Source organism: Actinoplanes sp. NPDC023936, assembly GCF_040639325.1.
Classification (GTDB): Bacteria; Actinomycetota; Actinomycetes; order Mycobacteriales; family Micromonosporaceae; genus Actinoplanes.
The window spans coordinates 1-13,426 of the sequence record NZ_JBEZZR010000053.1; the positions used below are offsets into that span (position 1 = coordinate 1).

General features: G+C 66.3%; 11 protein-coding genes and 1 pseudogene. 5 read left to right on the top strand and 7 right to left on the bottom strand.

The features are described 5' to 3' along the window. Nucleotides 1–130: 130 nt before the first annotated feature. Entirely contained in the window at nucleotides 131–739 is a 609-nt protein-coding gene (locus AB0F72_RS38535) for a DUF2399 domain-containing protein (protein WP_360442897.1), read from the top strand. Here AB0F72_RS38535 and AB0F72_RS38540 read toward each other — a convergent pair. The 4 genes and pseudogenes from AB0F72_RS38540 to AB0F72_RS38555 all read right to left on the bottom strand — a co-directional run bounded on the left by AB0F72_RS38540 (nucleotide 728) and on the right by AB0F72_RS38555 (nucleotide 4,896). Further along, nucleotides 728–1,472: pseudogene (locus AB0F72_RS38540) on the bottom strand (transposase family protein). The gene AB0F72_RS38535 and the pseudogene AB0F72_RS38540 sit on opposite strands and share 12 nt — an antisense overlap. A gap of 662 nt (nucleotides 1,473–2,134) precedes the next feature. After that, nucleotides 2,135–2,821 carry a hypothetical protein gene (locus AB0F72_RS38545; protein WP_360442901.1) on the bottom strand — a complete coding sequence of 229 codons (687 nt, stop codon included), beginning with the start codon at nucleotides 2,819–2,821 and terminating at the stop codon, nucleotides 2,135–2,137. Continuing rightward, nucleotides 2,818–3,318 (bottom strand): hypothetical protein, encoded by a 501-nt coding sequence (locus AB0F72_RS38550; RefSeq protein ID WP_360442904.1) that lies wholly within the window; start codon nucleotides 3,316–3,318, stop codon nucleotides 2,818–2,820. The genes AB0F72_RS38545 and AB0F72_RS38550 overlap by 4 nt, the downstream gene beginning before the upstream one ends. A gap of 753 nt (nucleotides 3,319–4,071) precedes the next feature. Next, the gene (locus AB0F72_RS38555) at nucleotides 4,072–4,896 is read right to left on the bottom strand and encodes a hypothetical protein (protein ID WP_360442907.1); all 825 of its coding nucleotides are present in this window, start codon (nucleotides 4,894–4,896) and stop codon (nucleotides 4,072–4,074) included. Nucleotides 4,897–5,350: 454 nt separating this feature from the next. Between AB0F72_RS38555 and AB0F72_RS38560 the strand changes: the two genes are divergently transcribed. From AB0F72_RS38560 to AB0F72_RS38570, 3 genes are read left to right on the top strand one after another with little or no spacing between them, the layout of a single operon-like run. Continuing rightward, nucleotides 5,351–5,665 carry a hypothetical protein gene (locus AB0F72_RS38560; protein ID WP_360442910.1) on the top strand — a complete coding sequence of 105 codons (315 nt, stop codon included), beginning with the start codon at nucleotides 5,351–5,353 and terminating at the stop codon, nucleotides 5,663–5,665. Beyond that, complete coding sequence (locus AB0F72_RS38565; protein ID WP_360442913.1) at nucleotides 5,662–6,798, top strand: hypothetical protein; 1,137 nt, start codon at nucleotides 5,662–5,664, stop codon at nucleotides 6,796–6,798. Before AB0F72_RS38560 ends, AB0F72_RS38565 begins: the two co-directional genes overlap by 4 nt. Nucleotides 6,799–6,842: 44 nt before the next feature. Continuing rightward, nucleotides 6,843–9,203: a DEAD/DEAH box helicase family protein gene (locus AB0F72_RS38570; protein ID WP_360442916.1), complete on the top strand. Its 2,361-nt coding sequence runs from the start codon at nucleotides 6,843–6,845 to the stop codon at nucleotides 9,201–9,203. Between the two features lie 50 nt (nucleotides 9,204–9,253). On the opposite strand, the gene AB0F72_RS38575 is transcribed toward AB0F72_RS38570, so the two are convergent. The 3 genes from AB0F72_RS38575 to AB0F72_RS38585 all read right to left on the bottom strand — a co-directional run bounded on the left by AB0F72_RS38575 (nucleotide 9,254) and on the right by AB0F72_RS38585 (nucleotide 11,658). Next, nucleotides 9,254–9,472, bottom strand: a complete 219-nt coding sequence (locus tag AB0F72_RS38575) for a type II toxin-antitoxin system HicA family toxin (RefSeq protein ID WP_360442919.1) — start codon at nucleotides 9,470–9,472, stop codon at nucleotides 9,254–9,256. Then, nucleotides 9,472–9,684 carry a hypothetical protein gene (locus AB0F72_RS38580; protein WP_360442922.1) on the bottom strand — a complete coding sequence of 71 codons (213 nt, stop codon included), beginning with the start codon at nucleotides 9,682–9,684 and terminating at the stop codon, nucleotides 9,472–9,474. Before AB0F72_RS38580 ends, AB0F72_RS38575 begins: the two co-directional genes overlap by 1 nt. A gap of 246 nt (nucleotides 9,685–9,930) precedes the next feature. Next, nucleotides 9,931–11,658, bottom strand: a complete 1,728-nt coding sequence (locus tag AB0F72_RS38585; protein WP_360442925.1) for a plasmid pRiA4b ORF-3 family protein — start codon at nucleotides 11,656–11,658, stop codon at nucleotides 9,931–9,933. A gap of 522 nt (nucleotides 11,659–12,180) precedes the next feature. Here AB0F72_RS38585 and AB0F72_RS38590 point away from each other — a divergent pair. Then, nucleotides 12,181–13,320, top strand: a complete 1,140-nt coding sequence (locus AB0F72_RS38590; protein WP_360442928.1) for a hypothetical protein — start codon at nucleotides 12,181–12,183, stop codon at nucleotides 13,318–13,320. The last annotated feature ends 106 nt before the right edge of the window (nucleotides 13,321–13,426 follow it).

Genomic DNA, 13,426 nt, shown 5'->3' on the forward strand with positions numbered 1-13,426 from the left:
CCTACGGGCCGCCCCAGCGGCAGCCCACCACCCACCCGAACCGAATCACCAGCCACTGCCCACGAGCAGCCAACCCCAAAAACCAACAGGCTCTAAGGCCCGCGACGATGTGCATCATTTGCTCGCCGCAATGGGCTTCGACCACGAGACACTCATCGCGCTCGGGGTGGCCCGTAACCCGTACATAGGGCTCGGCGGTCCGATCCTGCTGTACACGACCGGCGGCTCCGTCCTCGACCTGTCGGCGATGCCTGGCCCGCATGACATCCGGCTGAGCCCCCACGCGCTTCCGCGATTGGCCGTCACCGGGCAGGACGGTGTCCTGCTGGTAGTGGAGAACCGGCAGGCGGCCGAAACGGTCTGTGACACCCGGCCCGACTTGCCGGTCATCTGGTGCCACGGGCAGCCGCCCGCAGCCGTCGTGTCGATGATCACCCAAGCGGCGGGGCAGATCTCCGAAGTCGTCATTTGCGCGGACGCCGACCTCGGTGGTGTCCGCATCACCGCACGCATCCACGATCACATGCCACCCGGAACCACCGTCCACGTCGTGGACGTCGGCACGGTCCAACACGACGAGGGGCGACCCTTCAACAGCCATAGCCGTACTCATCTGTGGCAGCTTGCGCAACGTTCGGACGAGGTCGGCGCCTTCGCGCGACGATGCCTGGACCGGGGCTACGCGATCGAGCAGGAAGCCACCGCCCGAGCCGCCCTGCAGGGCATCCTAAATCGCTAACCATGAGGCTTTTTCATCCTGCGTAGCGGTTGGCTTCGACGTGGTGCAGAACGGGATGGCCTGCAGGATCGCGGTTGCTCGGCGTGGACAGCAACGCAGCTTGACGAGGATCCTCCAAGTCTTGAGGGTGGCGATCGCCCGCTCGCCGAGGGCGCGGATCTTCGCGTGCGCTCGGTTGACCGCCTTCTGCCGGCGTGACAGCTTCGGCCGGAAAGCGGCGCCGCTTGAATGGGGTGCGCACGCTACCGCGGGCACCTTGATAACCCTTATCGGCGAAAGTCAGGACGTCTGCGCTGGTCAGCGCGTCGATGATGCCGTGGGTGCGGGCGGCGGTCAGGTCGTGGGTGGCGCCGGGCAGCGCGGCCGAGGCCCACACCAGGCGTCCGAACGCGTCGGCGATGACCTGCACGTTCACGCCGTGACGCTTGTGCTTGCCGGAGTAGTACGGCTTCTGGTCGGCGACCCGGTCGATCGGGATCAGGGTGCCGTCCAGGATCGCGTATGCCAGCTGCCGGATGCGCCGCATGGCCGTGGCCAAGTCCTCGACCACCGTACTGAGCAGGGCGATTGCCTCTTGGACGTAACGCCAAGCGGTCGCGATGCCGATCTCGAAGCCGGCGGCGAGGCGGGTGTAGGTGTCACCGTTGCGCAGATGGGCCAGGGCCAGCAGCGCCTGGCGACCGGGGTTCAGCCGCCGCCATCGGGATTTGCGCTGCTGGCGATGGCCGCGGATGCGGTCGGCGAGGTGGTTCAGGGTCCGGCTGGACAACGAGATCGTGGACGGGTAAGACAGCATGGCGAGGCTCCCGGTCGGGGCATCGGGTTTTGGTCGATTTGCTGTCCTACCTGGAGCCTCGCCCTCATCGATCACCGACCCCCAGCGACCGGGACTGACCTGCAAGATCAGGTTGGAAAAGGCTCCATGACCAGTTACGCGCCCAACGCCTCGGGTCGTCGTACTGCCCGTGAGCGGGTCAAGCGTCCCGGCAACGGGCCGCCGGTGACGGTGGCCGGGAGGTTCGCACAGTGCGTCGTCCGGGCCACATAACACTTGACCTGGGCATATGCGCGGGTGGAATAAAGCATTGCGCGAACCGCGTCGGCGGCGAGGTCATCGTTGCCGAGGGCGGACCGGTCGATCTTGCCTCGCTCGTAGACGGGTCACCGTACACGGCGAACGGCGGGTGAGACAGCTTTGGGCGGAGGTACCGCGCCCATCATGCGAGATCACCGAGAGCGGTGATCTGGACACTGATGTTTCGACCCGAATCGATGTCATCAGTAGCCTGAGTTTGACGACGTCGGCGGGTGTTTCCAGCGTCTCTCGGCAGGAAGCAGCATCGGCATCAAGCGCGAATACGAGATATGAGGTCTCGGGCGGGCACCAGTCTAGGGTTAGACCTGGTGGCCGAAATCAAAGCCGGCCACCCACGCCTTCAACACTTCTCTGATCTGCGCGCGAACATACGTCTGGAACCGGGTTTCCGGCATCGCAGCGAACTGGAACGGCAGTCGCTTGGCGTGGCTGAGGCACTTGTTCGCGTGCGTTGAGAACGTGTTGCTCACGAAAAGACTTGCCATTGACGGCGGGAAGCTTTTCCGCATGCCGACGTATTTGATGGCTTCGTCGCGAGGTACACCGAGCGGGTAGTACTTGCCCTCGATCGTCAGTACGCAGCCGGACGGCTTCGGCAGTTGCTGCTTGTCCCGGCTCTCACGGGCCGCCTTCGTGTCGATGAGCAAAACGTCCGACTCGCCGTCGAAGTTCTTCCACTGGACCTTGACTCGAAGATGAACCTCAACCGGTCGAGCGGCACCAAAGTACAGGACGGCATGCGTGAACGACCGCCGCCGGGCGTGGATGACGCCAGGTGCCCCTCGTAGAACGAGATTCTGCACCTCTTTCTCGTAGCAGTCCTCGTATATCACCCGCCCACCACATTCGGCTGCGGTCGCGATCACCTGTGCGAACAGATAGCCCTCGTAGATCCTATCCGCCTCATCGGCGTGAGTGAATGGGGTGGTCACACCCTGCATGGCGCTTGCCAGTTCGGTAAGCAGGTCACCGATGGGATCAGTCACTCCGGCACCACCGCCTGCCGCAAGGTGATCAGGGAGCCGATGACCCGCTGCCGGTTCTGCGCATCGACGGCGGTTTCGGACCGCCAGGAGATGACGGCTTCCTCATCGTCTTCGTCGAGGGCTGTGACGATCTGTTCGGGGACCGCGACCCTTCCCTGGAAGCCGTCGGTGAGTACGCGTACCGTCTCGGTGCGAAGGTTCGGCAAATCGCGGTAGACCGCGAGCATCGCGTCGAGCAGTAGCAAGACTCGTTCCTCACCCGTATACGGCCGCTCTACGATCTCGGGTTCGATCCTGCTGCGCTCGTCCGAGCGTATTCCGTACCCGTATGGGGAGCCGCTGCGTCGCCGGTAGTGGCTACTGCTGCCCTCGGTAACCGATTGGGCGTGGCCCTCGGCGATGGCGGCGTCCACTGCCTGTACTACCCATTGCAGCTCATGATCGGCACACAACTGCCGAAGGGTTTGATCGACCCGGGCCAACTCCGCAGCCTCCATCGGCGAGACCCTCTCCGCATCTCGTGTGCAGTGCCGGCGTGCTTACGCAGGACTGGGTGACGCTCGCGGTACGCGCCGTTCCCTCCAAGACACCATAGTGGACTTGAGGGTCCATCGGTGTCCGCTCCTCCGTTAGGCGACTCCCCAAGCCAGCGCTCAAGCCCTACGAGATTGCGGCGATTCATCCCGACGATTTACTCGTGAATCAGCTCGATCTTTACCCCGGAGTGATCATGGAGGTGCTTGTCACCAGGCAACTTCATATCGGCGAGCGCCGGAGATCCTGGTCCTGCTGGAATGAAGCCGGCGTACCCAGGTTCGCAGCTGGAGTGCGACGCCATCTTCGCCCATCCGGGCTCGGTAACTCAGCACGTCGAGGCTGCCGACGGCGGCCGTAAGCCGGGTCATCGGATCGCCCTTATGCCTCTTGAGCTGTTCGAACGTCCCGGCAATGGGTCGCCGGTGACGACGGTTGGGCGGTTCGCATGGTGCATCGTCCGGCCCACCTTTGTCTGCCTGGGGGCGACCCCCAGACCCACGTTACGGTGGGCGCGGGGGATGGCCCGGTCACGGTGGGAGGCCTGGCTGGGCATCCTCCGGCTGCCTGGCCGCCAACGTCGAAGCTGGCGATCTGGCGGGTGGATGACGTTGGGCAGGCTCGGCGGGGCGCAACCGTGCTGCGCGGTGCGATCATGCCCGGCGCACCGAACCGACCGCCTGCTCCACGTCACGTGGTGACGTGAGGCGACTGCGTCACGGTTCGTTTCGCTGCGCCGGAGTGTCCGCCTTGGTGCCTTCGCCCACGTAGAACTGCATTTCGTTCCAGTGGTCGAAGTGGTAGGTGACGTCCGGGGTCAGCGCCAAGTCGCGTGTGAACAGCAGGAGTTCGATATCGAGGTCGCCCAGGACTTCCGCCAGCCATTCATGCCAGTCGTCTCCGTCGTCTTCGAACAGGTCAGGTGCCATGTCGGCGAGCATTTCGGCCTGTCGGAAGATGAGGTAGAGAGCTAGTTCCTCCAGGACGGTGTGGGCAACGAGGTCTCCATGAGCAAACCGTCGGCGGAGCCTGACCACCGCAGCCTTCAGCCCGTAAACGAACTCGTAGTCGTATCGGGGCAGGAACTGCGGCGGCAGGTCTTCGTCCAGCCAGGACGCCGCGAGTTGACCCACATGTGTTCCGCGGGGCTCGCTGGCGAGGGCGCTGAGGTCGTCGGCGATGTGGTCGTAGACGAGATCACTCCCGACCGCGAATCCGATCGCACACGTCCGGCCGTTGAGTTCGCTGAGTGCCTCAGACCACGCCTCGTGGCTGCGGTCGATCTTCTCTAGCCAATCGATGTCAGCGTTGTCGGGATCGGCCTCTGCCTCTGCACCTGGCAGCTTGCTCCATCCCAGGGCTCGGCAGACACCACGGACCTTGTCGTGGCGGATGGCGCCTCCGGCTTCATAGCGGCTCCATGACTTCGCGCCGATTCCTGCCTTCGCTGCGGCTTCTTCGATGCTGAGGCTGAGGGAAAGTCGTCGTTCGCGGATGGCCGTCGCCTGGTCGGTGCTTCCCGACTTGGTACGGGGAACCATGAGGCATCCTTTCTGGCCGGACATGACATGGTCAGTGTGACGGTTGATCGTGTCGGCGTCGAGGCGGGAATTTCGCGACGTTCTTGAAGGCCTGGCGACAGTGAGAGGCGATCAGGTCTCGTTGCCGAGGAATCGCCGACGCGGGGCCGGGACGCGGTTCATCAGCCCGGCGCTCTCCCTCCCGGATTCGGACCTGACGCATCCTGCGTACCTGGCGATTTCGTCCGGAGAGGACCGCCCGGCGCCCGCTTGGCCATCGCCAACGATCAGCGCGTGTCCCAACGCCGCGTGAGCTGGTCAAACGTACTGATAGCGGGTTTCCTGGGATGTTGATGGGGCGGTTCGCGTGGTGCAACGTCCGGCCGGCGTTGATCTTGCATGCGAATGACAGCTTGGTGGTTCGCTGTCGTCGGCTGCTGGAGAAGCGCCGGAGGTGGTTCTCTATCCTGCGCGGGTGTCTTCGCTCAGTGATGCCGAGCTCGATGCCTTGGTCGCCGAGGCGGTTGTGGACTGCTACGACGAGCATGAGCAGCTCAGTGGCCTGTTTGCCATGATTGAGGGCGATCTGGCGGTGCCGTTCGAGACCGAGGTTCTCGGCGTGCCGGTGGTGGTCCGAAAGGTGGATCTGCGCTCGTCGGGGATCGTCGCGATCTGCCACCGTGGCCGGTTGCGGCAGGCGATCGGGATTCTGGACCTTCCGTTGCCGGATCCAGCGCCGGATGGTGCGCAGTGGATCGAGGCGTACCGGTGGTGGGCGGGCGCACAGTGAGCGAGTACCAGTACTACGAGTTCGTGGCGCTTGACGAGACTTTGACGGCGAAGCAGCAGGGTGAGTTGCGTGCGGTGTCGTCGCGGGGGCGGATCACGTCGTCGAGTTTCGTCAACGACTATCAGTGGGGCGATCTCAAGGCTGATCCGGCCAAGTGGATGGAGCGGTATTTCGACGCGCATCTGTATCTGGCGAACTGGGGTACGCGGCGGATCATGCTGAGACTGCCCCGAGCGGTGCTGGACCCGGAAACGGTGGAGGATTTCTGTGTCGGCGATTCGGCAGCTTCCTGGGCGACCCGTACCCATGTGATCCTCGATCTTCGTAGTGAGGACGAGGACGGCGACGAAGAGTGGTGGGACGAGGAAGGGCGGCTCGCGGCGATCGTGCCGGTCCGGGCCGAGCTGGCCGGCGGTGATCGGCGGCTGCTGTATCTGGCTTGGCTGCTGTGTGTGCAGAACCGTGAGTTGACTGATGAAGAGCCGGAGCCTCCGGTCCCGGCCGGGCTGGCGAAGCTGAGCGGGCCGTTGCGGGCCTTGGCCGATTTCCTTCGTCTGGATCCTGATCTGCTGGACGTGGCGGCGGTGAGCCGGCCGTTGATCGAGAAGGAGCCCTCCGCCGCCGACCTACGGCGATGGGTGAAGGCCCTGCCGACGGCGGACAAGGACGAGGTGCTGCTGCGGGTGCTGCGCGGGGATGCCTGGTTGCTGCGGTCGGAGTTGCTGCGGCAGTTTCACGGTGTGCGGGAGGAGTCGCTCGCCGGCGGAGGACGGACCGCAGGGGACCTGCTCGCCGCTGCTGAGGAACGATGGGCGGCGCGGCAGCAGCAAGAGCGGGAGCGGGAGGCGGCCGAGCGTCAGCGTCGTGCGGAAGCGGCGGCCGCGGCCCGCGAGCAGCGTCTGGACGAGTTGGCCTGTGACCCGGTCCGCACGTGGAACCAGGTGGACGAGTTGATCGCAACGAAACGCCCGAAGGACTACGACACGGCGGTGGCACTGCTTTCAGATCTTCAAACGCTGGCGGTACGGGAGGGTGAGATCTTCGAGTTCGCGGAGCAGATGACGCGACTGCGGGAGCGTCATGCGCGGAAGCCGAGCCTGATCGACCGTTTCGACCGGGCCCGGCTTGACTGAGTCGGCTGTCGGGCTTGCGGCGGCCGGCGTGTGAAGATTGGCCGGTGGTGTCCGTTGACGCGGTGACTGACGGCGAGTTCGCTCGGCTGCGTCGTGAGCTGGAGCGGTTACGGTCGGAGAACCACCGGCTGTCGCGTTTGCTGGGGCTGCGCGGCCAGGACACCGCTCCGGCTCCGGAGCAGCTCGCCGCGATAGCCACGCCGGGACCGGTCATGATGGCGTCGCCGGTGCGCGAGAAGTTGGCCTTCTATGCCAACCTGTTCCGGGCGCGGCGGGATGCCTATGCGAAGCGATGGGAGAACAACCGGCTCGGAACAGCGGGCTGGTCTCCCGCAGTGGCGGGTGGCTGGCGCAAGGGAATGGACCGGCGCACGGCGGCCTATCTGCCGCTCACCGCGGAGGTGGTTGCCGCCCATCTGGTCGGTGATGTGTTCATGGGCCTGTATCCGCTGCTCACCGATAACACCTGCCAATTCCTGGCCGCGGACTTCGACGGCAGCACCGCGATGCTCGATGCGCTGGCCTATTGCAAAGCTGCCCGAGCCAGCGGTATCCCGGCGGCCTTGGAGATCTCCCAGTCGGGACGCGGGGCGCACGCCTGGATCTTCTTCACCCACCCGATTCCAGCTGCCACGGCCCGGGCAATCGGGACGGTCCTCCTGCACGAGGCCATGGTGCTGCGCGGCTCGATGGATCTGCGCTCGTACGACCGGCTGTTCCCGAACCAGGATGTCCTGCCTGACGGAGGACTTGGAAACCTGATAGCGGCCCCGCTGCAGGGCCAGCGCCGCAAGGACGGTCTCACGCTCTTCCTCGACCTTGCGACCCTGGAACCGTACGAGGACCAGTGGGCTTTCCTGTCGGTCCTCGACCGGCTCAGCCCCGGCGACGCGGAAAAAATCGCCCGCCGTGCCAAACAGGCCGTTGTGGGCGCCGGTGTGGCGAAGATGAGCAGGTCGGACGCAACGAAAGTCCACCCGCCATTGCCGATGACGGTGCAGGCAGATCTCGCGGCGGGACTGAGTATCGACATCTCGCAACTGCCGGCGGCCGCGCTGGCCACGTTCAAGCACGCGGCCTCGCTGGCCAATCCGAAGTTCTACGAGTTGCAGCGGCTTCGCAAGTCAACCTGGGACACGCCGCGGTTTCTTCGTGGGTACGACATCACGTTGGACGGTCGCCTGGTCCTGCCGCGCGGGTTGCGGCACGCTGTCGGAAGAATAGTCGAGGAGGCCGGATCCCGGCTGGTGATCACGGATACGCGGGATGCCGGCAGGGAGATCGAGGTCGCTTTCACCGGCGAGCTGACCACCAGGCAGAGCGCCGGGGTGAGTGCGATGCTCGCCCACGACGACGGCATGCTGGTGGCTCCACCGGGCTCCGGCAAGACCGTCATGGCCTGCGCGATGATCGCCGAACGCGCCACCTCGGCCCTGATTCTCGTCGATCGCAAAGCGTTGGCCGAACAGTGGCGATCGCGCATAGAGCAGTTCCTCGGCGTACGACCGGGGCAGATCGGCGGCGGCCGGCGCAGGCTCACTGGTGTGGTGGATGTTGCGATGCTGCCCTCGCTGGCCCGGCGTGCCGACGTCGCGGACCTCACCGCCGGGTACGGGCACGTGATCGTCGACGAATGTCACCACCTTGCTGCCGCCGCGTACGACCATGCGGTCAAGCGGATCGGCGCGCAGTTCTGGCTCGGGCTCACCGCGACACCGACCCGCCGTGACGGGCTAGGGGAACTCGTGACCTGCCAGCTCGGCCCTATTCGGTACACCGTGACCGCCGAGGACCCGGATACCCTCGCCGCCGTCTGGCAGGAAGAGACCGGCCCGCGACGCCTGTTGTTCGTGCACGAGACCCAGTTCCGGGCTGATGAGGAGGACCTGTCGTCACCGGGCGCACTGGCGGCCGTGCACCGCTCCCTGATCGGGGATGAAGCACGAAACAGCCAGATCGTCGACGACATCGCGGCTGCCCTCGCCAAGGGGCGGAACTGTCTCGTGCTGACCCGCCGGGTCGCCCACGTCGAAACTCTGGCTTCGCTCCTCGCGGATCGCGGACATCAAGCACTCCTGTTACAGGGTGGAATGACCACTGCGGATCGGCGTGCTGCAGTCGACCGGCTCGCCGAGGCGAAGGTCGGCGACGGGATCCTCGTCATCGGCACCACGCCGTTCATCGGCGAAGGTTTCGACGCACCCGTACTCGACACTCTGTTCCTGGCCGGGCCCATCTCCTTCGACGGTCTGCTGATCCAGTGCGCCGGCCGAGTCATCCGCGCGGCACCCGGCAAGGACCTCGCGGAGGTGCACGACTACCACGACCCGGCAACGCCGATCCTTGCCGTTTCGCTGCGGCGTCGTATGCCCGGCTACCGCGCACTGGGCTTCGTCAAGCCGTAGCGGCGTTTCGAGTCACGTTTGCCCGCATGAAGAACCATCAGGCAGGACGCTCAGGGTGCGAGTTGGTCGATCGTCATGCTGACATCGCTGAGGATGCCCCGCAGGGTGCCCTTGGCGATGTCACGGTTGCCGTGTACGGGAACCGTGGTGCCCCGCCCGTCGGAATGACGCATGACGTGATGGCTGCCAGCAACCCTTGCCACCTTGAATCCGTGCCGTTCCAAAGCGCGCACGATGCGAGAGCCGGAGACAGCGGGAAGAGGCGGCATCAGGCAGTGACGGTCACGGAAAGTTCTCGGGGAACGCCGAATTCCTCGATGAGACCAGCCAGTGCCTCGCGGAGGTCCTCCAGCGCGGCTTCCTCGGTGTCGCCTTCGCCGTGCGCTCCCACGCCCGGACGCAGTTGCGCGTGGGCGCACCACACGCCATCCTCGTCGAGCTCCACGACGACCGGCACAGTTACCGTGCGAGATTCGGCCATGTGGCCACGATAGCGCGAACCGGTGATCGACTATCAGCGCGTTTCCACCACCGCCCTTCTAGGTCGTGAGCTGGCCAAACGTCCACGTAGCGGGTAGCCCGGAACGATGATGGGGCGGTTCGCGTGTGCAACGCCCGGCCCAGCCCGCCGATGAGCATGGCATTCGCAGAGGACCAGGTGAACTGTGCGAACCAGGCGGAGGGCGATCCCGAGTTACGGATCAGCCTTCGACTCTGTCGTACGCCGTCACCGGTCTTCGTCGTCGGTGCTGTTGAGTTTGGCGAGGCGCCGGTTGGTTTCGGCGAGGTCGAACGGCTCGGGCTCTTGCGGGTCGTCCTCGGACCAATACTCGACGGGGGAGTCACCGGAGAAGCCGGTACACAGGGGGTACGTGATACCGGGGTCGCGTTCGGTGGTCCGTTCCAGGGTGATCTCATGCCACCAGCTCGCACCGAAGTCGTACTCGTAGCGGATCTTCTTGGCCGCCGTGGCGAGCACGTCCCGTAGCCGTACGCCGGATTCGTCTTTCTCGTCGCCGCCCAGGTCGAAGAACGGGTCGCTGTACCGTTTGCCGCCGGCCTCGAACTGGTGCAGGTGGTCGCCGTCCCAGCCGAACAGGATCTGGATGACCGCATGCAGGTCACCGAGCGTGATCGTGGAGGGCACCAGGATCCGCCGCCAGATCGGTGGGCGCCAGCGCATCAGCCCCACCTTGAGCTGGTACATCTGGTCGATCGATGGGACAGCGCCCGAGTCCAGGAATTCGCGTACCGCGGCGGCGACGCGGGCGGCGTCTGGGTGATCGACGCCCGCCGCCACGTTCACGCGGGCTTCCAGGCTTTCTCCGGGGAGGCGGTCGAACAGCACGGTCAGCGCCTCGTCCGGACCGATCCCGTCCAGGGCGGCCGTGGCGAACTCGACCGCAAGCCACCGGGCGTCGGCGGGCGCGATGCGCGGCTCGTCATCCGCAATGGCGGTCAGGGACACCCGGGCATGCGCGCCGAGGTTCGGCAGATGCGCCACCGCCTGCCACGCGGCCAGTGCCTCGTCGCCCAGGCTGTCGGCCACGTCGCCGGCCCCGATCCGGGCCGCTGCCGACAGATCCGCGGCTGCGGTCAGCAGTTCTCGGGCCGCGTCGGCCGGGCGTCGGTACTCGATCCATTGCCAAGCCGCCGGCCACGGGTCCGTGCCGCGGCGCACATGGTCGGCCAGCAACTCGACTACGGCATCGGCCGGCATGTCGAGGGTGACGGTGCGCGGGCGGTCGGCCTGAGCCTTGGCCAGCGACCACCGGCCCAGCGCGGTCACCGCAGCGGTCGTGCTGTTGTGGCCGGTCACCGCGCCGAGCCGCCGGAGCAGGTCTACCAGACCGGCGAACGGATCACGGGTCTCGTAATCCGCATACTGGGTGAGCGAACCGACGTATCCCAATCCCAGCGGGTCCTCGTTCTCCTCGCGCCGCTCGATGATCGCGACCACCCTGGGCCAGAGGCTGTTCGGGTCCGCGCCGTCCGGCATGGTCACAGCCTCCAAGAACGCGAGCGCCAAGGTGATCACGCTTCCTTCGTGCCGGGTGTCGGACTCGGCCGTGCACACGGCCCGGAACCCGGCCCACCACGCGTCCAGGGCTTCGGTGTCCGTCGATGAGGACCCCTGTTCCAGTGCCGGCCCGGCCGCAGCGACCGAGCCGCTGATCTTCAACAGTCCTGAGCCGAGGGCGAAACTCCATGGCCGGTGCAGGGCGGGCACATCCGCTGCCGTGCGCACCCTGTCCGGCACCGGAACTCCCACCACGGTTCCGGCGGCAGCGACATCAGCACGACGTACCACCCGGCCGGCCGTCACCGTCCGACCGGGACGGCCCACCCACTTCGCCAGCGCGCAGGCTTGCTCGGCCATCAGGCAGCTGCGGGCCAGGCGTGCCGCGTCGGCGACATCGAGAGGAGCATCCACCGGGAAGGGCTGCGAGTCCATCCGCGAACGCTATCCGCATGGCGGCGTCCCGCTGAAGCTGGGGACCTGAAGGATGGACGCGAGCCGGAGTACCGATGAAGTCAGGGCACTGATGGGTCTCGTCGTAGAGCGTTCGTGTAATGATCAGTTGGCCGGCTGCCAGGGATCATGAAGGCTTCACCGCATCGTCGAGTTCTCTGATGCTGAGCGCCGCCATGGGTCCTCCCTCGATGGCGAAATTTGACAGCAATGCTGGCGCGCCAGCCGGGCATGTCGTGCCCGCCAAGAGTGATGTGCCGGGCGTGCCGACCCAGTCATGTGGGGTGGTTCGCATGGGTGCAACGCCCGGCCCACTTCATGCTTCGCCTGCGTGTTCATGCTCGTCGAACGTGGCGAACCGCGAACCGCGGGTCGCTCGAGCCTGGTGCCGGGCTCGATGTGGTAGACGGGTACATGCCCAAGAGTCGTGGTCGTCCCGCGGGACGAGGTAAGCCGAGGCGCCCGCAGCGCCCGGTGCATGAGTTGCGGTTGTCGGATCGGTTGATGCGTGACGCGGTGACGATCGTGTCCGAGGACAGTGCGCTTGACGTCGAGCGGTGGGCCAGTGGGTGGCTCGGCTCGGCGTGGTCGGCCGCGGGGCCGGGCGAGCGTGAGCCGGAGAAGATCTTCCACCTGGAGGTGGCGGGGCGGGCGTCGACCCGGCCGTCGCCGCGCGGGCTGGCCGCGGTGGCGGCGCTGCGCCGTGTCGCCGCTCCGGACGAGTGGTTGCTGCTGGATGGCACCTTGGAGATCTTGTCGGAGAGTCAGCCGACGCCGGAGTGGTTCGAGGTTCCTGCCTTCGAGCCGGTTCGGGCGTGGCGGGCGGTGGATGTCTGGGACAGCGAGCACGTGGTGTTCGTCGAGTTCGCCGGGCAGACGCCGCACACGTTGATGGCGCAGATCTCCCTCCCCGGCGGTGTGCTGCTGGAAAAGTTGGCGGTGCTGCAGCCCGGGGCCGCGGAGACCTGGGACCGGCTGCGTGAGCCCGGTGAGGTGCCGATGCCGGCCGTCGAGTGCCCGGTCGATGTCGCGTTGGCGGAGCTGGCGGATGCTCTGCGGACCACGGACATGATCTGGCCCCGCCACGATGACGAGGACTTCGTCGACTTGCGGGCGCTGGCCTGGTCGCGATGCTTGCCGTACCTGCCGGACTTCCGTGACTGGCAGCCGACGAGCGATGAGGAACGGGAACGGCTGCTGGACGGCTTCGCGCAGGCCGACGACACGGTCGCCAGGTCGCTGGCCGATCTGTTCCTGGACTACGGCGATGGTTACATGACCAGCGGCGCGCTGTGCTGGAGCCCGAGGCAGGTCGGCTTGTTCCTGGCCGACTGGTTGCCGCGCAAGGCGGCGCTGGACGCCGAGCAGCGTGCCGCGCTGCCGGATGTGTTACGGCGCTGGATCCGGTATGCCCTGGAACGCCGTGCGGTTGACCCGGTATGGATCAGTCCGGTGGTCGAGGCTGTCGACACGTTCCTTCCCGCGTTCGAGGAGGCGTTCGACGACTCGGCGGCGTGGGGGCCGGCCAAACAGATCGCCGCGGAACTGGCGGCCCGCGGTATCGACCTCACCGACCCGGAGGCTGTCGACGGAGCAGTGCGGGGACTCAACGCCGAACGCCTCGCTCGGTTTCCGATCGACTGATCACCCGAATGAGGTACGCCGTGACGATGTCGTTCTGGCGGCTCATAGGTCGGTGGTTGATGCCGGGTTGCTACGACGGGCCGGTGACCTCAAGGGCGAGTTGGTG